The following is a 23,537-nucleotide window of genomic DNA, read 5'->3' as shown; positions in this document are numbered from 1 at the left end:
CAAGTTTGGGGAGGATCGGTGATGCTCGATCCCGCCTATCTCCACTACCCCCGCCGGGTCCACGGCTACGACCATGATCTCTACCCCTGGTCGGCCCTGCACCAGCGCCCGCCGCTGCGCTGGCCCACCGGCAGCGTCGCCGTCTGGGTCTGCGTGTCCCTCGAATTCTTCCCGATCACCCCCACCGACAAGCCGTTCCGCGCCCCCGGCCACATGCAGACGGCCTATCCCGATTTCCGCCATTTCACCGCGCGCGATTACGGAAACCGCGTCGGCGCGTGGCGCTTCCTTGAGGCGCTGGCCGCCGCTAAGGCCCCGGCCAGCTTCGCCACCAACGCGGCGGTGGCGGAACGCAATCCCGAACTGCTCGCTGCGGTGCAGGCCGGCGGGCACGAGCTGATCGCGCACAGCACCGACATGAACGGCACCATCGACTCCACCCTGGCCGTCGAGGATGAACGCGCCCTCATCCATGCCGCCCGCGCCCGGCTCGCCGCCTGCGGGGTGCAGCCCGATGGCTGGCTCTCCATCGCCCGCAGCCAGAGCTTTCAAACCGCCGATCTGCTGGTGGAGGCCGGCTATCGCTACGCCTGCGACTGGGTGAATGACGAGCTGCCCTATCGCTTCAACAACGGCCTCATCAACCTGCCGCTGAACCACGAATTGTCTGACCGGCAGATCATCGCCGTGCAGCAGCAATCGGCCGACAGCTGGGCGCAAAGCATGGAAGACGCCTTCGACTGGCTCGCCGCCGAAGCCGCTGCCACCGGGGCCGGGCGCATGCTGCCCATCCATGTCACCCCCTATATCATGGGCCTGCCCTATCGCATCGCCGCCTTCGAACGGCTGCTTGCCCGGCTGGCGGCGCGGCCCGAATGCTGGTTCGCCACCGGCGCGCAGATCGTTGACCAGTTCACCGCGCAGGAGCGGCCATGAAAATCCGCAACCCCCGCACCGGCGAACTGGATCATGAAATCACCCCCGCCGGCCCGGCCGAGGTGGGCGCCGTCGCTGCCCGCCTGCGCGCTGCCCAGCCGGCCTGGGCAGCGCTGGGGCCAGCCGGCCGCGCCGCCGTGCTGGAACGCTTTGCCCAGGCCGTGGAGCGCCATGCGGAGGCCATCATCGCGGCGCTGACCATCGACACCGGCCGCCACGCCGTCTCCCGCATCGAGGTGGAGGGGCTGCCCCGCACCATCCGCCGCTGGGCGGCGCGGGGCCAGCAGCTGATGGCCGGGCTCGACGGCGGCGAAACCCCCAGCGCCGTGCCCGGCATCCTGCTCAAGGGCCGCCACATCGCCTATCCGCTGTTCGGGGCGATTGCGCCGTGGAACTTCCCGGTTGTCCTGTCCCACATCGATGCCATCCCGGCGCTGATGGCCGGCTGCGCCGCGCTGGTGAAACCCTCCGAAGTCACCCCGCGCTTTGTCGTCCCCATGCAGGCCGCCATTGCCGAGGTGCCGGAACTCGCCGCCGTCTTCGCCTATGTGCTGGGCGGGGCCGAAACCGGCCAGGCGCTGATTGGCGCGGTGGATTATGTCTGCTTCACCGGCTCCACCGCGACGGGGCGCAAGGTCGCCGAAGCCGCCGCCCGCGCGCTGATCCCGGCCAATCTGGAACTGGGCGGCAAGGATCCGATGATCATCCTGCCCGGTGCCGATCCGGTTGCTGCCGCCCGCCTCGCCCTGCGCGCCAGCGTGGTCGCCACCGGCCAGGCCTGCCAATCGATCGAGCGGGTTTATGTGCCGCGCGCCCTCGCCGAAGCCTTCCTCGCCGAACTCACCGCCCGCGCGGCCGAGGTGCGGCCCAACTGGCCCGACATAAATGTCGGCGAACTCGGTCCGTTCATCCTGGCTGCCCAGGCCGAAAAGGTCGCCGCCCAGATTGACGACGCGCTGGCCCGCGGTGCCCGCCTGCTCGCCGGCGGCAAGCCCGAACAACTGGGCGGCGGTTGGTATATGCGCCCTACCGTGCTGGTGGATGTGACGGCGGACATGGCGGTGATGGCGGAAGAGACCTTCGGCCCGGTCATCCCGGTCACCGTTTATGACGATGTGGACGATGCCATCGCCATGGCAAATGCCAGCGTCTATGGCCTGTCCGCCGCCGTGGTCGGGCCGCAGCGCGAGGCCGAAGCGGTGGCAGCGCGGCTCGAAGCTGGCGCCATCTCGATCAACGATGGCGCGCTCACCTCCATGGTCTGGGATGCCACCAACTCGTCCCAGAAATTGAGCGGGCTCGGCCCCAGCCGCATGGGCGATGAAGGCCTGTTGCGCTTCTTCCGCAAACAGGCGCTGATCATCCAGACCGGCCAGCCGCTGCCGCTGGCGGCCTATGCGGAGCGCGGCGCATGAGCAACCGCGCTGAACTCGCCGCCGCCATGCCGGCCATGCTGCTCCACGAAGGCCATTGGCAGGGCTGGTATCGCGATTTCTCGGCAGACGGCCAACTGCTCGACGCCCGGCGGGTGCGCACCTGGTGTGAATTCCCCGACAGCGGCCCGTTCCACTATGTCCAGCACAATTGGCTCGAATGGGAAGACGGCCGCACCGCCACCTATGAATTCGGCGGCACGCTGGTGGGCGAGCGGCTGCATTGGGAGACTGACCGCTTCGCCGGCTATGGCTGGCAGACGGCCGAGGATGTGCTGATGCTCCGGCTTGACCGCCGCGACGTGGCCGACGCCTATTATATCGAAATGATTGCGCTCGCCGCCGATCGCCGCACCCGCGCGCGGACTTGGCAATGGTTCCAGAACGGTGCCCCGTGGAAATGGACCCTGTGCAACGAGGAGAGGCCCTGATGCTCACCGCCCTGATGCTGATGGCCCAGGCAGCGGCCGCCCAACCCCAACCCGTGCAGGCCCCGACCCCCGCCTGCAATGCGCCGGTGATCATGATCGTCTCCGGCCCCACCCACGACCGGGCGCGCATGCTCGCCTATGGCAAGGCCATTGCCGACAGCGGCCTGTATCAGAAACTTGGCGGCTACTATGTCAATCTCGCCTTCCCGCAGGCGATCTTCGAAGGTGATGCGCCGCAAGCCTATGTCAACCTGATCGTGCGTTTCCCCTGCATGGCCAACGCCCGCGCCTTCTGGTTCTCCAAGGAATATCAGGAAAAGATCAAGCCGCTGCGGCTGAACCCGTCCGCCGGCGATTATATTGTCACAGTCTATCCGGAAGCGCCCTTGCGGGCTGACATGATCGGCAAGGTGGGTGACAATGAATACAAGGCGCCCTTCAGCGCCGAGGGGATTGCACAGGTGGAGGGGGCAAAACCATGAGTGTCGAGCTGCAGCACGGCATGAAGCCGGAATTGACCGCGGAGGAAGCTGCGCGTGGCCGCTTCGTCTCCGGCATCCGCAGCCTCATCCTCAATGATCTCGCCGCCGACATGAAGGCGGCTTACGACCGGCGCGCCGCCCCGGCCTTTGCACGCGCCCACGGCCGCCCGCCCCAGACCAGCAGCGAGGCCCACAAGGCGCTGCGCGGCGATCCGGCCTTCAACATCTATTCCGCCATGCGTTGCCAAGCCCAGAAGATGGTGTGGGCGAGCGTGGCCGACAGCGTGGCGCGCGAGGCCGACCGGCTCGCCGCCGCCGCCAATGCGGCCGGCGGCAAGGTCCAGCTCAACCCCGCGCTCGCCGTGCCGAAGAATGTCGGCGCCATCGAGGTGCATCTGATGCCCGGCAGCTACACCCGCGGCGGGGACAGCGTGGAGGCCGGCGCCGTCTATGATCGCGGCCTGGCGGTCTTCTCCATGGGGCTGATGGGCGCCAATCTCGACGACATCGGCCTCTCGATGAGCCGCTATATCGCGCTGAAATATCCCGAATTTTCGCCCTCCCGCATCCTCGATACCGGCACCACCATCGGCCACAACACGCTGCCGTGGAAACAGACCTATCCCGGGGCCGAGGTGATCGCCATCGATGCTGCGCCGGGCGGCCTCGTCTATGGCGCGGCGCGGGCGGCCATGCAGGGCCAGGATGTGCAGTTCGTGCAAATGTGTGCCGACAAGCTCGACTATCCCGATGCCAGCTTCGATCTCGTCTGGTCCTCGATGTTCCTGCACGAATTGTCGAAGAAACAACGCGCCGCCGCACTGGCCGAGGCCCATCGCGTGCTGCGCCCCGGCGGCCTGATGCTGCACATGGAATTGCCGCCCAACGCTGAAATGAGTGCCTTTGACGGCTTCTACCTCGATTGGGACTCATGGTATAACGAGGAGCCTTATTACAAGGGCTATCGCGATGAAATCCCGCAGGAAAATTGCGTGAAGGCCGGCTTTGCCGCCGCCGATTGCTTCCAGTTCGTCGTGCCCTCCATCGGCATTTATGGCGAACAGGCCATCGCCGATCTCGTCGCTAGCGAAGCCGCCGAGGCAGTGGGCCAGGCCACCACCGGCCGGCTGGCCGAAGGCGTGATGTGGTTCGGCTTTGGTGCGTGGAAACGGTGATGAGCGAAACGCCGCGCCCCGACGACACTCCGCCCGGCCTCTATGACGAGACCGGCAACGCCCGCTTCTTCGCCGATCCCGCCATGGACCGTTTTGTCGCCGTGGTGATGAACATGGCCCAGGAACTCTGGGTGCAGGAAGAACGCCTCCTGGCATTGGAAGAGGCCAAGGGCGCGCCACCGGCCGACCGCGACGCCAAACTCCAGGCCTTCATCACTCGCATCTTCGCCCCCATCCGCGGTGCCTGACGCTCCTCCCCAAACTTGTTTGGGGAGGTGGCGCGCAGCGCCGGAGGGGCCGCCCCAAATCGGTCACCCACACCCCAAACGCGGTCACCACCGCCGGCAAGCTGCGGTCACCAGCGCGCAAAACGCGGTCACCGCCACCCCGAAATCGGCCACCAAATTGGCCACGTCTGCCACGCCCCAACGGCCCCGAATCCCACAATCACGCCATCAGCCCGACCGCGCACCGCCGAAACACAAGCAATATCAGCATTCTAACTGTAAATCTGTCCTACACCCCACCAAAATGCGACACTGACCACGCTCCTTGAAAATCCAAAAAACGATCCTCCCCAAACTCGTTTGGGGAGGTGGCACGCGCAGCGTGACGGAGGGGCCCTCCGCCACAGCCGACAGTCCCGCCTAAACCCCCGCCGCCACCGGATCAAAGCCCATCAACGCCTGGTTGGCCATCGGCACCGCCGCCGGCACCAGCGCGTCCGGGTCCATCGCCTGGGTCATCTCGCCCTGCCGGCGCGACATCGCCTGCATCGTCTCGCAGCGTTCGCGCCGCGCCGCCTCATACCGGTCCAGCGCCCGGCCCACATCCGGCTCCAGCGCCAGGCAGCGCGCCAGCGCCCAGCCATCCTCGATCGCCATCGCCGCGCCCATGCCCAGAAACGGCAGCATGGCATGCGCCGCATCGCCCAGCAGGGTCACCCGGCCCTGACTCCAGCGCGGCAGCGGCGTGCGGTCATACAGGCCCCATTTGATGATGGATTGCGCCTGCCCGATCAGGCCGGTCACATCGCCGTGCCAATCCGGAAAGGCCGCTGCCACCTCGGCAACGCTGGCCGGCAGCGACCAGCCCTCCGGCACTTCCTCCCCGGTTTCAGCCAGGCCCGCGCAGTTCACCACGTTGCCGCCCTGCATCGTGTAGCGGTTGAAGGTGCGTTTGGGCCCGATGAAGATGGCGCTGCGGCCCAGCCCCATGAACGGCGCGGCGGCGGCGCGCGGCACCAGAAAACGATAGGCGACATGGCCGGTGAAGCGCGGCGCATCGCCCGGATGCAGGATCGCCCGCACCGCCGAGCGCACGCCATCGGCGCCCACCAGCAGGCTGGCGCGCGCAATGCTTTCATCGCCAAAGCGGGCGGTGACGCCGTCGCCATCCTGATCCAGCCCGGTCAACCGCTTGCCGGTGTGGATCGCCACCCCCAGGCGCGCGGCATGATCGAGCAGCACCGCCTGCAGATCGGCGCGATACATGTGGCGCACGATATCGGCCTGGCCATCATCCGGCGTGCCATCGCCGGGATCGGGCGCCCCCATCAGCAGCCGCGCACTGCGCCAGTGCAAAAAGGGCAGGCTGCCGGCCGGGCAGGCGCGGGCCGCGACATCGCCTTGCAGGCCCAGATCGCGGAACACATGCTGGGCGCCGCGTCCCAGGGTCAGGCCAGCGCCGGTTTCCCTCAAGCTGCCAGCCGCTTCAAACACCGCCACCGGCAGGCCGGCGCGGGCCAGGGCTATGGCGGTGACCAGCCCGCCCAAACCGGCGCCGATGATCAAAATCATCGTTTCAATTCAATAAGTTCGTACCGGTTCATCATGTAACCGTCGATGCTGCCATACACCAGGATGCAATCATCATCGGCGGTCACCCAGATATCATAATCCGGGTGGGTCTTGCCGCCCATGCCGTCGGCGCTGTCGTCAACAAAGCGGAAATGCCGGCAATGGAACGTACCGGCTGCAACTGTTTTCTGTTCTTCGCCAACATATTCCAGGTTGATCTTCACTTCCGCTATCAACGGCGGCGTCGCCCCGCGATGATCGGGGGAGGGCAGGAACACCCGCATCAGCCGCCGGTGCGGCCCGCGGCCAACATCCATGGCCCGGGCCAGATAGCTATCGCCCACTACTGGATGGGTGCCAAAGGCATCAAACGCCCCATCGGCGGGCCGAACCTGCGAAATCCGCCCCAGCGACGGGCTCTCGCTCTCACATTCCAGCCGGCCGGTCGCGGGATCATGGCGCATCCAGCCGCTGCCCATATAGGCATCGCCCACGGTCAGATGGACATGCAGGTTCAACGGCACCATGCCCGGCCCCAGGTGATAGATCACCTCGCGCAGCACGGTCGGATCAGGCTCCTCGATCTCGCAACTGGCGCGCAGGATCACGCTGCCATCACCATGATGGGTGAACTTGAAGCTCTCGCGGCCGCGCTCCATGCCCTCCATGCCGGGCTTCTTGCTGGTGTATCGGATGGTCCCCGATACCGTGCGATGCTTCATATCACACCTGCTTTCGCCAGTTTTTCAATCACTTCCCGCTGCATCTTCAGGAACTGCTCGCGTTCCGGCACCTGCGGCTTGCCGTCCGGGCCCAGCATCAGATTGCCGGCCTGGAATGTCGCGGCGGCCGCCTGATAGGCCGGGGCGAACAGGCCGGGCCGCTGCCGCGCCAGGCTGTTCACCATCGCCGGCTGCCGGCGCTGTTCGCGCAAATGGCCAATGTCGATCTCGGCAAAGGCGGTGAACGTCTCCCCGCTGCCCGATTGCGCCAGCAGCTTGCCGCTGGGGGCAACGATCTGGCTGTTGCCATCCGCACTCATCAACGGCAGCGCTGAACCCGCGATGCCGGCGGTGTTGGCCGAAACCACATAGGCGGCATTTTCAAAGGCCCGGGCCCGCTTGGCGATATCCTTGGCGGTGGCCAGCGGCGATCCGATTTCGGAACTGGAATGGCAGAACAGCTCCGCGCCCTTGAAGGCCAGGCAACGGGCAATCTCGGGATAGAGGATTTCTTCCGACGCAATCGCCGCCAGCCGGCCAATCTCGGTCTCGGCCACCGGAAACAGCGCATCCGGCCCATAAGCATCGACATAGCGGTCGATCACATCATGCGGGCTGGGCGCAAACATCGACAGCAGCCGGCGATAGCGCAGGATGACCTTGCCCGTTGGCGCCACGATGAAGCTGGTCTGGAAATAAAAGTCCGGAAAGGCCTTGTCCGTCTCATAGGCATTGCCGGCGATGAACAGGCCCATCCGCTCGGCAATGCCGCCAAGCGCCTGATATTCCGGCCCTTCGGCAGCAAAACCGGCGCGTTTGGCAAAATCCGGAATGGAAATCCGGCCGGGATAGGAGGTGAAGAGATATTCCGGCAGCACCGCCAGCTTCACCGGCGAACCGCCATATTGCTCGATGAAAATCCGTGCCGAACGGATCTTGCCCTCCAGCCCGGCAATCTGCGCCATGATCTGGGCGCGCGGATCGGCCGCCTGCTCGACGCTCTGCGCCGTCAACTGCAAGGCAACGGCGGTGTATGGCGTCACAGGCCCAGGCTCCCGGGGTTCATCAGATTTTTGGGATCAAGCTGCCGCTTCATCGCGGTCAGCAGGGCCCAGATGGCCGGATCATGGCTGGCCTTCAACGGATAGGTGCGGGCGATCTGCAGATGGATGGCGCCAAGCCGCTGGAATGCCGCGATGATCTCGGCGCGCAGCTGGTGCACCAGCCCGCTCGCCTCAGGGTTGGGCGCAAAGCCCTTCAGCTTGGCGAGATGGCCGGCCTCCACGGCATGGCGATGCAGCGGGTTCAGCGCTTCGGGCCAGAAGAACACCGGCTCGATCAGGCAGGCCTGCGGGCTGACAGCGGCCAGCATGGCACCGGCCTCCACCCCCAGCCGGGCCATGGCATCGGCATGGGCGGCGTAAATGGCCTGCACCGTATCCCACCCGGCAACCAGTTGGGAATGCGGCAGAAATCCATGCACCGGCACCCAGCGTTCACCATTGGGGCCCACCATGGAATTGACGGGCGGGAACGGATTGGCCCGCAGGATCTTGGGAATGCTGTTCTCCACCGCCTTGCCGCCGGCGGACTCGACGATCCGGCCGATCTCGGCCATGTCGGCCTCCGCCTCGGCCTCGCGGCGGCGCTCGGCGATGCAGTGGAGGGAGAAGGGCACGCCATCCAGGAAGCCGCGCCCGGCCAGTGCCACCTTGGCACCTTCCTTCAGGCCCTTCAGCAGGCTGCCTTGCGCCTTCATCATGGTGACAAGGCTCTTGGCGTCGCTGGTCAGGCTTTCGCGCTTCATGCGCTGGCTCTGCAGGAACGGGTCGAACCCGAAATTCTCGGCCGCCAGGCCTTCGCGGGCAATGCCGGCCATGGCCGTCAGGATTTGCGCTGCGCTGTCAAAGGCATAGCTGCCATAGGCGCAGCGGCCTTCCTTCACCAGCCGCAGCGTCGCGCGTGCCTTCACGCCAAAGGCCCCGCAATCGGCGGCAAACAGCCCGGTGATATCGGGGCCATAGGGCCGGAAGAAATCGCTGCCGGTGGCAACGATGCGGCCATCGGCCAGCACGACATCTAGGCTGAGCGCACTGTCCACCACCGTCCCGTTGCCGGCACCCCAGAACACGCCGTTCTGGCTCATGCCGCCGCCCACGGTGGCGTTGATGCCCGACAATGTGCCCCAGCAGCGGACGCGATAGCCCTTGGGCTGCAGGAAGCGACGCAGCGCATCCCAGGTGACCCCGGCCTCCACCGTCACCGTCATGTCTGCCTCATTCAGCGCGACGATGCGGTCCAGCCCGCCAGTGTCGACCAGGATAAAGCGCGGCGTGGAGGACAGATAGCCGCCGGTGTAGCTCATGCCGCCGCCGCGCGGCACGATGGCAATGCCCTGGGCTGTGGCCGCGGCAATGCCGGCGGCCAGTTGCTCCACCGTCTGCGGCCGGAACACGGCCAATGGCTGCGGCCCGGCGGCATAGACATCATGGGCAAACAGCGACAGGCTGGCCGCATCGGTCAGCAAGGTTTCCGGCGGCACGGTGCTGCCGCCCTGCAGGCTGTCACGAACGAGCGTGGCGGTCGTCATGCGGCCTCCCTGGCACCAAAAACGGGGTAGCGACCCAGTGTCAGCAGCAGCAACGCCCCGGCAACAAACAGGAAGGTCGCGCCCATGAGCATCTGGTCATAACTGCCGGTGGTGTCTCGGATACGGCCGTAAAGCACGGGCGAGATTGCCGAAAATATGCCGAACGGCATGTAGAGCATCCCATAGATCTTGCCATAATTCGCCATCCCGAAATAGCGGCTGGCCAGATAGGCGATCAGGTCGGACTCCGCCCCGGCAGCAAAGCCGAGCAGAAAGGCCGATACCCACACCATCGTCTGATCGGTGCCATTGCCCATCAGCCACCAACAGGCCAGCGCCGGGATGGACAGGATCGGCAGGCAGACAAACGGCGCCCAGATGCGATCCAGCAGCCAGCCGGTGACGATGCGGCCCGACAGCAGCGCGATACCGATCATGCCCATGATGCCGGCGCCATCAGCGGCGGTGAGGCCGTGCTGCTTGATGATTTCCGGCATGTGGATATGGGCGCCGCCATAGGCCAGCGCCACCAGCGCGATCGAAATCCAGATCGTCCAGAACCGCCGGTCCTTCGCGGCTTCGGCAAAGGTCACGCCCACAAGGCCGCCGCTGGCGGTGATCTCGGCCGGCGTTTCCGCCGCCGTCGGTTCGCGAAACCAGGCGAGGCCCAGCGGCAGGGCGAGCAGCAGCGGGAACAATGCCACCACCGGATACATGCCGCGCCAGCCCCAGGTGGCAATGGCCCACACCGCCACCTTGGGCACGATCAGGGCCGCCAGGCTGGTGCCCACCAGCAACAGACCCAACGCCAGCCCGCGGCTGCGATAAAACCACATGTTGATCGCCCGGCTCCAGGTGACAGGGGTGGAGCCCATGCCGACCAGGCCAATGAGAAACCACAGACCGAACCAGGCCACCAGCGATCCGGGGATCAAGCCAATGGCAGCAAACACCAATGCAAAGGCCAGGAGTGAACCCAGTGCGATCCGGCGGACTCCAAATCGGTCAACGGCCGCGCCAATGATGGGGGCGAGCAGGCCAGCGGTGATGCCAAAGGTGGTGACCCCGGCCGAGATGGTGGCAAAGCTCCAGCCGAATTCGTCGTGCAGCGGGCCGAGCACGAAACCGATGGTGTTGAACGGCAGTGGCGAGGCGCCGCACATCACGCCCAGCATGCCGGCTGTCAGCACCTTCCAGCCGGCGGAAAACTCTGATCTTGCTTGGCTCACGCGGCATTCCCATCCAGGGTTTCGAGCTGGAACAGCCCATCCATGTAGCCGGCGACAAGGCCCTTCACATAGAGCTTCTCATCGTCCGCGCTGATCCACATCGTGTAGGGCGGGTGGTTGTTTGTCATGCCCTGAAATGACAGGCGATGGCAGTCAAAGCGGCCAGCTGGCACCGCCACCGTCTCCCGCGCTTCATAGCGCAGGCCAGAAGTGGAGGTGACCAGCATGGGGCCGGTCGCCCCGAAATGGTGCAGGCTGTGCAGCAGGCTGGGCCCCCAGAAGTGGGTGTGGCCGGGCCCCTTGTCGAAGGGAAAGCTGGCGGCCAGCCAGCCATCCCCGATCAGGGCGTGGATGCCAAAGCCGCGCATGGGGCGGGCGATCGGTTTGCGCTGCGACAGGCGCCCCTCGGCCTCAGTGGCGGCCTCGCCTTCCGCCTCGCTCTCGGTGAAGCGGAACCAGCCGCTGCCAGTGGGCCTGCCATGGTTCAGGATGCGGACATGGGCCTCCACCGGCTGCAGATCGGCATCCACCGCAAGCGTGGTGAACCGCGTCACATCCTCCGCGCCATGGCGCATCTGGCATTCCACCATCAGCGTGCGGCCGCCATCGGCCTGGCGCGTGATGCTGAAATCCTCGATTCCCCACAAGGCGTGGGTAGAGGCGCTGCGATAGGCAATGCGGCCGTGCCGGCGGGGCAGGGGCGTGAATTCAGCGGGCATGGTAAAACTCGGTCAGGCTGCCATCCGGATCGGTCACCGCAAAGAGATCGGTTGTGCCAAACCCTTCTATTGGCACAGCTTCGGCCGACTGCGCCGGCGTCACGCCCTGTTTGGCGAGCGCAGCACGATAACCAGCCAGATCCTGCACGGGATAACGGACCGACAGGATGCCAAGGTTTGGTGCCCGGGCCCGGGCCCCCTGCGGGATGCCGGCAAATTCGGTGATCTGCATCATTTCCACCCGCCCGGTCTCGCCCGGCGTTGGCGACAACGCCGCCGCCGCCCGCAAAGCCTTGAGCGTGTAGTTTAGCGGGATGCCAAAGTTGGAGGGTTCGGGCGCGGTGGCAATCGCGTTGGTGCCATCCCCATCGAACACCAGGCCAAAACCCAGTTTCTGGGCATAGAAATCCCGTGCCCGCGGCCGGCTTTCGACCATGCGCATGGAATTGAAGCCCTGGCTGATGAGGCCAAGGTGGAAATCGGTGAACGGCGGTGAAAGCCGTTGATACACGGCGAAATTGACGCCGTGCGGGCCGGTCAGCACGACATTCCTCAGGTCGGAACCGCCGAAATTGAACCGGATGATCGGGCTCTCGGCCCACCACCCAGCCTTGATCGCGGCATCAAACAGCCGCGGCAGATCATCCGAGCGCATCATGATCGAATAGATGCCGCCCGGATCCCAGGCCCGGGCGCCCAGCCGGATCGGCTGCTGCGGCACACCCTTGAACCTGACAAGGCGCAAGCAGCCGGTGCTGCTCTTCGGTGCGCACCACAACTGGAACCGTGCGGAGGCCGTGGCAGGCAGCTGCCAATAGGCTATTTCCGCCGCTGAGAGCCGCCCCCGGGCCACCGGCTGCCAGCCACCGATTTCGCCCAGCAGGCGGGCAAAGGGTTTGACGTCGCTCACACTGATCACCGTCTCGGTCCACGGGGCAACACCATGAACCTGCGCAAACCCGGCCAGCGTGGGGCTGGCCGGGATGCAGGCAACCAGCAAGCCGAAGGCGGCGCGGCGCATCAGAAGTTGTAACGGGCCCTGACCGTCCACGTGCGCGGAGGGTTGAGATAGCTGTGATTGGCCAGGCTCGATTCCACCGCTTCCTGATCAAAGCAGTTGCGGCACTCCACCAACACTTGCCAGCCATCAGCCGATTTCAGGGTCAGGCTGGCATTGGCAATCCAGCGCGCCTGGCTAAACGATCCGCGAATGAAGTCACCATTATATGCGGCGTTGGAGGCGTAACGGGTGCCGCCGGCGCTGGTGAACGCCCGGTTGAAAAAGCTCACCTGGCTGGTCCCGACCTCGCTCGACGAGCGCCAGTTGGCATTGACCGACGGGATCAGCGACAAGCTCTCATCCAGCTTTGCTTCGTAGGTGGCGCCCAGGCTCATCGTCCAGGCCGGGGTGCGCACTGGCTGGGCGATGGCACCATTCGGCGCCACGATGCCGACCCCGCAGGCAGCAGCAACCTCTGCCGCCACGCCAAGGGCCACGCGCCCCGCTGCCAGCTGTGACAGGCAGCTCGCCTGCTGACCGGCCACAGACTGGAAGTTATACTCATCAAATGCGGGCGCGTTGGCCGGCAGCTGATATTTGTCGTCCTGATAGCCAAGGCTGCCGAACAGGGTGAGTGCATCGGTGGGCCGGGCAGTGAATTCGGCTTCGATACCCTTGTTCAGATAGTCGGCGAAGTTGCGTGTGAGGAACGCGATTGAGCCATTGGGGCGCACAAAGGCCGACGGAGTCTGCAAACCGCTCACATCCACCACGAAGGCAGTGAGGTTGAACCGCAGGCGTTTGTCGAACAGATCGGCCTTGAAGCCGGTCTCATAGCTCCAGACCTTTTCGGGACCAAACGGCAGCAATTCCGAAGCAGCCGTGCCACGGGCATTCCAGCCGCCAGATTTGAAGCCATTCGTGGCGCTGGCAAACAGCAAGAGGTCGTCGTTGGCCTTCCACGACAAAGCAAAACGCGGTGTCCACAGCTTTGCGCGCTGCTGGGTTGGGATTGCCACGCCGTTGGGTGCGCGCAGGTTGATTGTGTCGATGCAGGTCGCTTCGATGCTGCCATCATTGCAGCTGAACCGATTGTCCCGCACGCGGAAGGTCTTAACTTCGTCCGTGTAGCGGATGCCCGCAGTGAAGGTGACGGCCTCCATTGGCTTCACGTCCACCTGGGCATAGCCTGCCCAGGCTTCGGTGGTGTTGCGCAAGGTGCGATCCGCCAGCACCAGCGGAATGCCAACCGGGCCAGTTGCGCCAATGTTGAACAGGTCGGCAAAATCGGTTTTGTTGTTTTCCTTGAAGTAGAAAACACCCGTCACATATTCCACCATGCCATCAAGCGCTGATCCTGACAGCTTCAGTTCCTGTGTGAACTGGCGGTGCTGGCCATCATTGGCGATGACGAACCCGCCCGGCGTGAAGCTTCGCACTGGTGGTGTCGGGCTGGCCAGACTGGGCAGGGAGGTGCCATCGGCGAAGTCCAGCGCGAATTTCTGGCCGAGATCAATCCAGCCGGTGATCACCGAAAGATTCATCTTTTCAGACAACTGGAAGGCAAAATTCGACGTGATCATGTCGAACGTGGCCTTGTTGAAATTGCCGAAATCATCCTTGCGCCCGACGAAGCGGCCGCCAAAATCGTTGCTGCGGCGCAAGCCGGTGGTGGCAAAGCGGCCGTCGCATTGGGTTGGATTCGCCGGATTGCAATCGAAATTCAATACGTTGGTGGAGTCCGCGAACGTGTGGGTATAGCTGCCGGTCCAACTCGCGCTATCAGAAATCTTGGCGCGCATACCGAGCCGCACACCCCAGCCATTGTTGTTGTTCAGTCGTTCGTTGGTGGCGGTGTTGCGGACCCAGCCATCGTCTTCCTGCCAGTATCCGGAGAGCTTGAACCCGAAGTTTTCGCCGACGGGCAGATCAAGTCCGCCGCGCAGCAGTTTCTGGTCATAGGCACCGAGGCCGGCCTCGACATAGCCGCCGGTGCGTTCGCCCGGTTGGCGCATCACCACGTTGATGGCGCCGCCAGTGGTGTTGCGGCCGAACAATGTGCCTTGCGGCCCGCGCAGCACTTCAACCCGCTCGACATCGAACAGATTGAAATTGTTGGCATTCTGCCGGCTGATATAGATATCGTCGACATAGGTGCCAACCGGGGGATCGAAGGTGGCGATCGATTCCGTGTTGCCGATACCGCGCAGATAATAGGCGTTGGCAGTGCCCAGGCCGGTGTTGTTCAGACCAACAAGGTTGGGCACGAACTGGGTGAGATCGAGCGCATTGACGATCCCGCGGGCCTGCAGCGTTTCGGCCGAGAAGGCGGTGATGGCGATCGGCACTTCCTGCGCGCGCTCACGGCGGCGCTGCGCGGTGACCACAATATCCTCCACCGTGCCCGTATCTTCGACCACGGTGTCCGATTTGGCCGTCTGGGCGGCAGCGGGCGCGGCCACGGTGACCGCCAGTGCGGCAGCAAGAGCAATGCGGCTGGCAAGACCCTGGCCAGAAACTGCGGCTGAAATCGTCATCTTCATCATCCCCATGTTGCGCGACCAGACCTGGCCGCATCACACCGCGCTGACGCCGTGTCGCCCTCCCTGCGGCCCGGCACTCGCCGTCCAACGGCAAGCTTGTGCCAACTTGTCTGGACAGGTTCTGACTTGTCAAGCACTAGCCGCCAATTTGTCCGGACAATTGACGTATCGCGCGGCTCGGGCCATCCCTTTCATGGCCGGTGTGGCCCGCACGCCGCAACCGGCAGGGAAGGGGGCTGTGCCAATGTCTGATCTGATCTATCCCAGCCTTGTCTATGTGCACCTGCTGCTGTTCGTGCTCTGGCTTGGGGCGGATGTCGGGGTGTTCCTGCTGGGCCAGCATTTCCGCAAACGGCACGATTACACGCTCGATCAACGGCTTGCGCTGTTGAAGCTGCTGGTGCTGGTGGACATGACACCGCGCACCGCCTGGGCGCTGATGGTGCCGCTGTCGCTCACCGTGTCGTTTGCCGGCGGCTGGTGGGATGTGCCGGTGGCCGTTGTCGCGGCGGGCTGGATCGTCGGCGGTCTGTGGTTGTGGCTGGTTTGGGATGCGCACTGGCATGATCAGACACCACGTGCTGCGCGGAATCGTCGCATCGAAGGCTGGATCCGCTGGCTGCTCGCCGCCGGCTACCTGTTTCTGGGCGCAGAATCGCTGCTGACCGGCCATCCGATTGCCCCGGTCTGGCTGGCCTGGAAAGCCCTACTGTTCGGCCTGATCTTCGTGGCGGCGATCATGATCGATTTCAGTTTCAAGCCGGTCGGGCCGCAGCTGATGGCACTCATCAGCCAGGGCTCCAGCGACGCCACCGAAGTGCCGTTGCGCACGACCATGGACAAGACCCGGCGGTGGGTGACGCTCACCTACATCCTGCTTGTCCTCACGTCGTGGCTGGGGGTCGTCAAGCCGTTGGGTTGAGGCGTTGCAGCCGGGCCACACTGGCGACCTTTGTCCGGAGAAGTGAGCAGTAGGCGGCAATTTGTCTGGACAAATTGCCGCGTGCGATAAATGTTTCGCCGTCAGGACAGGCACCGGGGGGTGCGGTCGGAACGGGGAGACAGATTGATGATTGTTGGCATGCGTGCGCTGCTGCTGGCCGCCACCTTGATGACGCCGGCCACCGCGATGGCACAGGCAGTGGCCGCCGCCGAAACCGAAGGCGGTGTCGAGGAAATCACCGTGACTGCCCGAAAGGTCGAGGAAAAATTGTCGAGCGCACCGGTCGCGGTCAGTGCCATTTCCGACAAGAATATTGCCAACCTGGGCCTCAATAGTATCAATGATTTTGCCCAGCAGGCGTCTGGCATCAGCTTTTCCCAGGCCTTTGGCCGTTCGTCAGACCGGCCGGTGATCCGTGGCCAGTCAAACGTGCTGGCCAATGTGCAGTTCGGCGTGGAAACCGGTGCCGCCTATTTCGTGGACGGTGTCTACTGGCAGGGCGATCTGCAGGGCTTCGATCCGGAGCAGCTGGCCCGGGTGGAAATCGTCAAGGGGCCGCAATCGGCGCTCTATGGCCGCAACACCTATGCCGGCGCCATCAACTTCGTCACCAAGGACCCGACCGACACGCTGTCGGGCAGCATCCGCGCATCGGTGGCGGAATATGGCGAGTATATCGCCTCCGCCTCGCTGTCAGGGCCGATCATCGGTGATAAGCTCACCTTCCGCATCGGTGGCCGCTACCAGGATTATGGCGGCCAATATGTGAACCAGCTCACCGGCAGCAAGGTGGGCCAGGAAAAGACCCGGGTTGGCTATGCCATGATCCTGGCCAAGCCGACGGACAATCTGAAGATCCGTCTGCGCGGCGAATATTCGGAACAGAATGACGGGCCGCTGGCCCTGTTCCTGCAAGGCTCTGCCGACAACAATTGCAGCCCGGGATTCCGGTCCAACTTCTATCGCCAGTCCGGGGTGCCCTTCTTTGGCAATGTGCCGGCCACGCTCGGCGCAACGCCGGGGGCGCAGAATCAGAACCAGTATTTCTGCGGCCCCATCCAGGCCCAACCCAACAATGTGCGGTTGCACACCGATCCGGTGCAGACGCCGTTCGGCGTGCGCGACGGCACGGCGTTTGATGGCATTCAGAACAAGCAGTTCAACGCCCAGGCCATCATCGATTGGGATGTTGCCGGTTCGGGGTGGGTGATCTCCTCGATGACCGGCTATCGCGATCTGCTGAACCGCTTTGGCACCGACAGCGACCACAGCGACGCCTTTTTCTATCTGGCGCCGGGGGCAACCCCGGCCGTCACCGTGGAACCGGCATTCGCCAACACCAATCGCAAGAATTTCAAGGATTTCAGCCAGGAAATCCGCATCGCCTCGCCGCAGGACAAGCCGGTGCGGGTGATGGTGGGCGGTTATTATTACAGCCAGAAATTCAACCAGCGTGACATCAGCTTCACCTCTGGCGCCACCGGCGATGCGCTGGGCACCAATGGCAGCCAGGTCGCCAGCATCGAGAACAAGGCCATTTTCGGCCTTGCCGCCTGGGACATCAGCGAACGGCTGACCGTGCAGGGCGAGATCCGTTATCAGGAAGAAACCAAGACCCTGATGGACCGTGCCAGCGCCACGTCGATCTTCTGCGCTGGCGAGGCGGGCAATGCGGCACTGTTCGGCTTTGCCGGCACCTGCCTTGCCAAGGGCAAGTGGACCGGCACCGATCCGCGGATCACGGTGAATTATACCACGGCCGGCGGCACCCTGTTCTATGCCGTCTATGGTCAGGGCCGCAAACCGGGTGGCTTCAACGGCACGGGCGGCATCCTGGCGGGCAACCCGACCTATCAGGAAGAAATCGTCAAGGGCGGCGAAATCGGCGTGAAATGGACCTCGCCGGATCGCAAGCTGCGCATCAACGCTGCCGCCTATCTGAACGAGCTTTCGGCCGTGCAGCTGACCAATGCCATCCCGTCGGGCACGGCGATCAATTCGATCGTGGTCAACACGGGCGATGCCCGCACCAAGGGCTTCGAACTCGACATGGTGGCTGCGCCCCATCGCGATATCGCCATCACGGTCAACGCCTCCTATGTTGATGCGCGTTTCACCAATGGCTGCGATGCCGATTTCTTCCAGCTGAATTCCGGTGGCCTGCGCGTCAATTTCGACACGCGCAATCCGCCGGCCACGGCGCTGCCCCTGTGTGACATCACCGGCAAGCGGCTGCCGCTGGGATCGAGCGTGCAGGTCAATGGTTCGTTTAGCTGGGAACCGGAAATCGGCAACGAGACCCGCCTCACCACCAATGTGAACTTCTCCTATGAAGACAAGAAGTTCATCCAGACCGACAATCTGGCCTATGTGCCCGAAGCCTTCATCGTGAATGCCCGTGTCGGGGTGCGGTTCAAGGGCATCCAGGTTGTTGGCTTTGTGCGCAACCTCACCAACGAGGATGCAGCGCCGCTGGCGACGCGCTGGTTCGATTTCCGCTATGGGGCCACGGGCCGCGGCCTGCCGCCGGCGGCCAGCGTGACCTTCAACGGCGCACCCACCACGATCGAAACCGGTGGCCCGCGCGCCTTCTTCACTGCGCTGCGCCGCGGCCGCACCTTCGGCATCGAAACCGTCATGCGGTTCTGATCAGCGCGGGCTCCAAGAGAAAAGGGCGCCGCCGGGTTGACCGGCGGCGCCCTTCATCTTTGGGGGTCAGTTCACTTGGCGGGCTTCCTCGCGTCCACCCACTTCTTGAACACGGTCCAGCTGGTTTCATTGGGCCGCTTGTCGTCCACCGGCGGCGGCGCCACATAGATGGGATAGTTGGCGGCAATCTCGGCCTTCAGCACGGCCGGCAGCTCGTCAGCGCTCTTGAGCTTGTTGCCCATGGCGTTGAACACCAGCTGGCCCTGGCGGCCGCGCATCTTCATCCACGGCAGGAAATCGGAAATCCGCACCCAGCTCACCGTCGGGTAGGCGGTGGGATTTTTCGTATCCAGCATCTCTTCTGCATCAAAGGCGAAATCAAAGATTTCCATGGCGTGATACTTGCCGCCTACCCAATCCTGATACTCGCCCTGCAGCGGGTTCGTGTAGAACAGGGGCGCTTCGAACGGCATGAAGAACCAGCGGCCTTCGCGGCGCAGCGTGGGGATGGAATAGGGCGTGCCGCTGGCCGATTTGGGGAATTGCGGCGACTGGTTCACCGGATCATTGGCGATGTGCAGCACGTCCAGCTTTTCGCCCGTCCAGGGATTGTCCCACTGGCGCACCACCTCGCCGGTCTTGGGATCAAGATAGAGCAGCAGCTCGCGGCTGACGAGGCGCCAGCCCTTGCCCCGCACCGGATCATCGACCGTGGTGCAGGTGCGGATGTTCATGCCTTCCGCCTTGAACAGCAACCGGTCCGGCTCGCCGGCCACCCGGCTGTAGACCTTGCCGCTCCAATGATAGACGCCGGGTTTGCCGTCGGCCTCACCACATTGCACCCGCTTGGAAATTTCCAGCGCATCATCGGCCACCGCCGGATCCAGCAGCCGCGCCTTGGCGGCCTTCCCCTTGCCTTGCGCCAGGGCAGGGCCAGCGGCCAGGGCCGCGATCGCCGTGGCGCAAATCGCCGCAGTCCGAATGCTTCGTGTCATTTTCCCACTCCCGTTCTGAACCCCTGATGCTTATCCCTTGACATTAGAGTTGTCCGGACAAATTGTGAAGCCGCATTCCACAGGGCCGGCGCGATTCAAGCGTTTTGTCCGCATAAGACAGGGGCTAGTTCACCGCCGTGTTCACCGCGCAAAGCCTGTTGTTCGTGCCGGGCCACCGGCCGGACCGGTTTGGCAAGGCGATTGCCGCCGGGGCAGGGGTGACCGTGATTGATCTGGAAGATGCCGTGCCGCTGGCCGACAAGGTGGCGGCGCGCAGTGCGGCGTTGGCGGAATTTGGCGCGGCGGCGGAAAGCGGCGCGCTGGCCGGCTGGGCACTGCGCATCAACCCTGTCACCACCGCTGCCGGCATTGCCGATCTGGCGGCCTTGGGCGAGGCGGCGGTGTTGCCGCCGCTGCTGCTGGTGCCGATGGTGGAAAGCCCCGTTGAAGTGCGGATTGTCGCCAATGCGCTGGGCAGCCGCTGCCCCGGCCTGGTCCCGTTGATCGAGACCCCGGCCGGTCTGCGCGCGGCCCACGCGATTGGCTGTATGCGCCACGTTGTGGCGCTGATGTTTGGCGGGGGCGATTTTTCGGCCGAACTGGGCGTGGCGCTGGCGTGGGAGCCGCTGGCGGTGGCCCGCGGGCAGTTCATCCTGGCGGCAGCCGAGGCCAGGGTGCCGGCCATCGACGTGCCGTTCATCGGGCTGGACGATCCCGAGGGCTTGACGGCCGAAACCCGCCGCGCCCGCGCGCTGGGCTTTGCCGCCAAGGCCGCCATCCATCCGGCCCAACTGGCACATATCCACGCCGCCTTGGCGCCGACCCCGGTGGAAGTGGCAGAGGCGGCCGAGGCCATGGCCGCCTATGCCGAGGGCGGCGGCCAGGCGATCCGGTTCAAGGGGCGCATGCTGGAAGCGCCCATCATCCGCCGATACCAGGCGATACTCGACGCGAAGGACAGGATGCATCATGCGTGACGGTGTGAAGGAAGTGGCCCCGGGCCGGTTCCGCGAGGTGTTTGGCCGCGCGTTCGAGGATTTCGTGGTCGGGCATGTTTATGAACATCGCCCGGGCCGGACGATCACTGACACCGACAATGTGTGGTTCACGCTGTTGACGATGAACACGCATCCGGCCCACTTCGATTATGAATTCGCCAAGAAGACGGAGTTTGGCAAACCATTGGTGTGCTCGCCGCTCACCGTTGCATTGATGGTGGGGATGAGCGTTTCCGACATCAGCCAGAAGGCGGTGGCCAATCTGGGGTGGGACAATATCCGCCTGACCCACCCGCTGTTTTGTGGCGACACCCTCTATGCCGAGAGCGAAGTGCTGGACAAGCGCGAGTCGAGCAGCCGGCCGGAGCAGGGCATCGTGACCGTGCGCACCATCGGCAAGAACCAGCACGGCGACGTGGTCTGCACATTCAATCGCACCATGCTGGTGTGGAAGCGCGGCTGCGGCCCGGTGGACGATTGATCAGGAGACCTGAGATGGCAACCGCCCCCAAGCTTGACCTGATGGCCGATCAGGGCCGCACCATCGATCCGGCCGAGGAAGCCGCCTTTCTGGATGCGATCGATCGCTGGCTGGAGCGCCGGGTGATCCCGGTGGTGATGCACCATGATCACAACGATATCTGGCCGGCCGAGCTGGTGGCCGAAATGGCCGAGATGGGCCTGTTTGGCGCCACCATCGGCCAGCAATATGGCGGGCTTGGGCTGCCGGCGACGACCTATGCCAAGATCGTGATGAAGATCTCCAGTTACTGGATGGCGATCACCGGCATTTTCAATTCCCACCTGATCATGGCCGCCGCCGTGGAGCGTTTTGGCACGCCGGAGCAGAAGGCCAAGTGGCTGCCGAAATTCGCCACCGGCGAGATCCGCGGCGGCCTGGCCCTGACCGAGCCCAACGCCGGCACCGATCTGCAGGCGATCCGCACCGTGGCCCGCCGCGATGGCGACCATTATGTGATCAATGGCACCAAGACCTGGATTTCCAATGCCCTGAACGGCAGCTGCTTTGCCCTGCTGGTCAAGACCGATCCCGATGCCAGCCCGCGTTACAAGGGGATGAGCCTTTTCATCGCCGACAAGCGCGATGGCTTCACCACCGGCAAGAAGTTCGACAAGCTGGGTTACAAGTCGATCGACAGCGCCGAACTGGTGTTCCAGGATTATCGCGCTCCGGCCGACCAGCTGATTGGCGGGGTGGAGGGCCAGGGATTCTTCCAGGCCACCGGCGGGCTGGAGCTGGGCCGCATCAATGTGGCGGCGCGCGGGGTTGGCCTTTCAGAAGGCTCGCTCAGGCTGGCCACCCAATATGCCCAGGAACGTCACACCATGGGCAAGCCGATCGCCGAGCATCAGGCCATCCAGTTGAAGCTGGGCGAAATGGTGACCCGCGCCCGCGCCGCCCGGCTGCTGACGCTGGATGCCGCGGAAGCCTATGACCGGGGCGACCGCTGCGACATGGAAGCCGGCATGGCCAAATATTTCGCCAGCGAGGCGGCGGTGGAAAACAGCCAGGAGGCAATGCGCATCTATGGCGGCTACTCCTACAGCAAGGAGTATGACATCGAGCGTTATTACCGGGATTCGCTGCTGATGTGCATTGGCGAGGGCACCAACGAGATGCAGCGGATGATCATTGCCAAGCAGTGGCTGAAGATGAACCCGGCCTGATGCCCCATCTTCCGCTCTCAGGCTTCCGGATCATCAGCGCCGAACAATATGGCGCTGGCCCTTATGGCAGCATGTTCCTCGCCCAGCTTGGCGCCGATGTGATCAAGATCGAGCCGCCAGGCCCGCCAGGCAAGGGGGGCGATACGGCGCGCGCGGTGGGGCCGCATTATCTGCGCGAGGGCGAAAGCCTGTATTTCCAGGCCTTCAACCTCAACAAACGCAGCCTGACGCTGGATCTGAATGCGCCAGAAGGCCAGGCCATCTTTCGCAAGCTGGCCGGCACGGCGCACGCGGTGGCCAACAATATGCGCGGCGATCTGCCGGCGCGGCTGGGGCTGACCCATGACGCGCTGAAGGACATCAATCCTGCCATCGTGTGTGCGCACCTGTCGGCCTATGGCCGCGACAATGAACGGGCGCGCTGGCCGGGTTATGACTATCTGATGCAGGCTGAGGCGGGTTATTGCCTGTTGACCGGCGATCCGGGCGGTGAGCCGCAGCGCATGGGCCTGTCGATGGTGGATTTCATCACCGGCACCATCCACGCCATCGGCCTGCTGGCGGCGCTGGTGGATGCGCAGCGCAGCGGCGTTGGCTGCGATGTCGATACCGATCTTCTGTCGGCGGCCGTGCACCAGACCAGCTATCCGGCGCTATGGTACATGAACGAAGGCGATGTGACGGAACGCACCCCGCGCAGCGCCCATCCCACCGCCACGCCCAGCCAGATGTTCAAGGCGGCGGATGGCTGGATGTTCGTGATGTGCCAGCTGCCGAAATTCTGGACGATCATGGTCGAACGGATCGGCCATCCCGATCTGGCCAGCGATCCGCGCTTTGCCAGCAACAAGAGCCGGCTGGCCAACCGCGAGGCGCTAACCGCCGCGCTGGACGTGATTTTCCAATCGCAGCCGATGGCCCATTGGCAGGCTCTGCTGGCCGGGCATGTGCCGGTGGCACCGGTCTATGGCCTGGATCAGGCGCTGGACAATCCCTGGCTGCAGCGCACCGGCATGCGCGACAGTGTGGATCACCCCGACCGGCCCGGCATGCAGGTGCTGGCCAACCCGATTCGCATCGGCGGTGCGCGCCTGCCCAACCGGCCCGCGCCGCTGCTGGGGGCCGACACCGATGCCATCCTGGCCGATCTTGGCCTGGGGGCCGACGAGGTGGCCGATCTGAAACGCGCCGGGATCGTGTGAGG

At 64.6% G+C, this 23,537-nt stretch carries 21 protein-coding genes; 12 read left to right on the top strand and 9 right to left on the bottom strand.

The genetic code is table 11. The features are described 5' to 3' along the window. Positions 1 to 21 precede the first annotated feature (21 nt). The 6 genes from CHU93_RS16205 to CHU93_RS16180 are packed head-to-tail and all read left to right on the top strand — an operon-like array spanning position 22 to position 4,705. The gene (locus tag CHU93_RS16205) at positions 22 to 936 is read left to right on the top strand and encodes a polysaccharide deacetylase family protein (protein ID WP_341476596.1); all 915 of its coding nucleotides are present in this window, start codon (positions 22 to 24) and stop codon (positions 934 to 936) included. Continuing rightward, entirely contained in the window at positions 933 to 2,351 is a 1,419-nt protein-coding gene (locus CHU93_RS16200; RefSeq protein ID WP_094475172.1) for an aldehyde dehydrogenase family protein, read from the top strand. The genes CHU93_RS16205 and CHU93_RS16200 overlap by 4 nt, the downstream gene beginning before the upstream one ends. Beyond that, a complete protein-coding gene (locus CHU93_RS16195; protein ID WP_243375736.1) occupies positions 2,348 to 2,800 on the top strand; it encodes a hypothetical protein in 453 nt (150 codons plus the stop codon). The genes CHU93_RS16200 and CHU93_RS16195 overlap by 4 nt, the downstream gene beginning before the upstream one ends. Beyond that, positions 2,800 to 3,282: a DUF1330 domain-containing protein gene (locus CHU93_RS16190; RefSeq protein WP_165768782.1), complete on the top strand. Its 483-nt coding sequence runs from the start codon at positions 2,800 to 2,802 to the stop codon at positions 3,280 to 3,282. The genes CHU93_RS16195 and CHU93_RS16190 overlap by 1 nt, the downstream gene beginning before the upstream one ends. Then, entirely contained in the window at positions 3,279 to 4,457 is a 1,179-nt protein-coding gene (locus tag CHU93_RS16185) for a class I SAM-dependent methyltransferase (RefSeq protein WP_094475170.1), read from the top strand. The genes CHU93_RS16190 and CHU93_RS16185 overlap by 4 nt, the downstream gene beginning before the upstream one ends. Then, entirely contained in the window at positions 4,457 to 4,705 is a 249-nt protein-coding gene (locus CHU93_RS16180; protein WP_094475169.1) for a hypothetical protein, read from the top strand. Before CHU93_RS16185 ends, CHU93_RS16180 begins: the two co-directional genes overlap by 1 nt. 399 nt (positions 4,706 to 5,104) lie before the next feature. Here CHU93_RS16180 and CHU93_RS16175 read toward each other — a convergent pair whose 3' ends face one another. The 8 genes from CHU93_RS16175 to CHU93_RS16140 are packed head-to-tail and all read right to left on the bottom strand — an operon-like array spanning position 5,105 to position 15,053. Beyond that, the gene (locus CHU93_RS16175) at positions 5,105 to 6,256 is read right to left on the bottom strand and encodes an FAD-dependent monooxygenase (protein ID WP_094475168.1); all 1,152 of its coding nucleotides are present in this window, start codon (positions 6,254 to 6,256) and stop codon (positions 5,105 to 5,107) included. Next, a complete protein-coding gene (locus CHU93_RS16170) occupies positions 6,253 to 6,978 on the bottom strand; it encodes a DUF3108 domain-containing protein (RefSeq protein ID WP_094475167.1) in 726 nt (241 codons plus the stop codon). Before CHU93_RS16170 ends, CHU93_RS16175 begins: the two co-directional genes overlap by 4 nt. Further along, positions 6,975 to 8,021: a nitrilase-related carbon-nitrogen hydrolase gene (locus tag CHU93_RS16165; protein WP_243375735.1), complete on the bottom strand. Its 1,047-nt coding sequence runs from the start codon at positions 8,019 to 8,021 to the stop codon at positions 6,975 to 6,977. Before CHU93_RS16165 ends, CHU93_RS16170 begins: the two co-directional genes overlap by 4 nt. Further along, complete coding sequence (locus CHU93_RS16160) at positions 8,018 to 9,568, bottom strand: FAD-binding oxidoreductase (protein WP_094475166.1); 1,551 nt, start codon at positions 9,566 to 9,568, stop codon at positions 8,018 to 8,020. The genes CHU93_RS16165 and CHU93_RS16160 overlap by 4 nt, the downstream gene beginning before the upstream one ends. Then, positions 9,565 to 10,797, bottom strand: coding sequence for an MFS transporter (locus CHU93_RS16155; RefSeq protein WP_243375734.1), 1,233 nt, complete (start codon positions 10,795 to 10,797; stop codon positions 9,565 to 9,567). The genes CHU93_RS16160 and CHU93_RS16155 overlap by 4 nt, the downstream gene beginning before the upstream one ends. Beyond that, positions 10,794 to 11,516: a DUF3108 domain-containing protein gene (locus CHU93_RS16150; RefSeq protein ID WP_094475164.1), complete on the bottom strand. Its 723-nt coding sequence runs from the start codon at positions 11,514 to 11,516 to the stop codon at positions 10,794 to 10,796. The genes CHU93_RS16155 and CHU93_RS16150 overlap by 4 nt, the downstream gene beginning before the upstream one ends. Continuing rightward, positions 11,506 to 12,537, bottom strand: a complete 1,032-nt coding sequence (locus CHU93_RS16145; protein WP_094475163.1) for a VOC family protein — start codon at positions 12,535 to 12,537, stop codon at positions 11,506 to 11,508. Before CHU93_RS16145 ends, CHU93_RS16150 begins: the two co-directional genes overlap by 11 nt. Further along, positions 12,537 to 15,053: a TonB-dependent receptor gene (locus tag CHU93_RS16140; protein WP_094475208.1), complete on the bottom strand. Its 2,517-nt coding sequence runs from the start codon at positions 15,051 to 15,053 to the stop codon at positions 12,537 to 12,539. The genes CHU93_RS16145 and CHU93_RS16140 overlap by 1 nt, the downstream gene beginning before the upstream one ends. Positions 15,054 to 15,303: 250 nt before the next feature. Between CHU93_RS16140 and CHU93_RS16135 the strand changes: the two genes are divergently transcribed. Together CHU93_RS16135 and CHU93_RS16130 are read left to right on the top strand one after the other, a co-directional pair. Next, the gene (locus CHU93_RS16135) at positions 15,304 to 15,981 is read left to right on the top strand and encodes a hypothetical protein (RefSeq protein WP_243375733.1); all 678 of its coding nucleotides are present in this window, start codon (positions 15,304 to 15,306) and stop codon (positions 15,979 to 15,981) included. Positions 15,982 to 16,128: 147 nt separating this feature from the next. After that, on the top strand, positions 16,129 to 18,651 hold the full coding sequence (locus tag CHU93_RS16130) for a TonB-dependent receptor (RefSeq protein ID WP_165768781.1): 2,523 nt from the start codon (positions 16,129 to 16,131) through the stop codon (positions 18,649 to 18,651). Between the two features lie 71 nt (positions 18,652 to 18,722). On the opposite strand, the gene CHU93_RS16125 is transcribed toward CHU93_RS16130, so the two are convergent. Next, entirely contained in the window at positions 18,723 to 19,646 is a 924-nt protein-coding gene (locus CHU93_RS16125; RefSeq protein WP_094475161.1) for a DUF1838 family protein, read from the bottom strand. Between the two features lie 137 nt (positions 19,647 to 19,783). Here CHU93_RS16125 and CHU93_RS16120 point away from each other — a divergent pair, with 137 nt between their 5' ends. The 4 genes from CHU93_RS16120 to CHU93_RS16105 are packed head-to-tail and all read left to right on the top strand — an operon-like array spanning position 19,784 to position 23,535. Then, positions 19,784 to 20,623: an HpcH/HpaI aldolase/citrate lyase family protein gene (locus CHU93_RS16120; protein ID WP_094475160.1), complete on the top strand. Its 840-nt coding sequence runs from the start codon at positions 19,784 to 19,786 to the stop codon at positions 20,621 to 20,623. Further along, complete coding sequence (locus CHU93_RS16115; RefSeq protein WP_086116417.1) at positions 20,616 to 21,125, top strand: MaoC family dehydratase; 510 nt, start codon at positions 20,616 to 20,618, stop codon at positions 21,123 to 21,125. The genes CHU93_RS16120 and CHU93_RS16115 overlap by 8 nt, the downstream gene beginning before the upstream one ends. A 14-nt stretch (positions 21,126 to 21,139) precedes the next feature. After that, positions 21,140 to 22,333 carry an acyl-CoA dehydrogenase family protein gene (locus CHU93_RS16110; protein ID WP_094475159.1) on the top strand — a complete coding sequence of 398 codons (1,194 nt, stop codon included), beginning with the start codon at positions 21,140 to 21,142 and terminating at the stop codon, positions 22,331 to 22,333. Then, entirely contained in the window at positions 22,333 to 23,535 is a 1,203-nt protein-coding gene (locus CHU93_RS16105; RefSeq protein ID WP_094475206.1) for a CaiB/BaiF CoA transferase family protein, read from the top strand. The genes CHU93_RS16110 and CHU93_RS16105 overlap by 1 nt, the downstream gene beginning before the upstream one ends. Positions 23,536 to 23,537 lie beyond the last annotated feature (2 nt).

The organism is Sandarakinorhabdus cyanobacteriorum (assembly GCF_002251755.1).
GTDB classification, from domain to species: domain Bacteria; phylum Pseudomonadota; class Alphaproteobacteria; order Sphingomonadales; family Sphingomonadaceae; genus Sandarakinorhabdus; species Sandarakinorhabdus cyanobacteriorum.
This window is presented reverse-complemented; position numbering and strand designations above follow the sequence as displayed.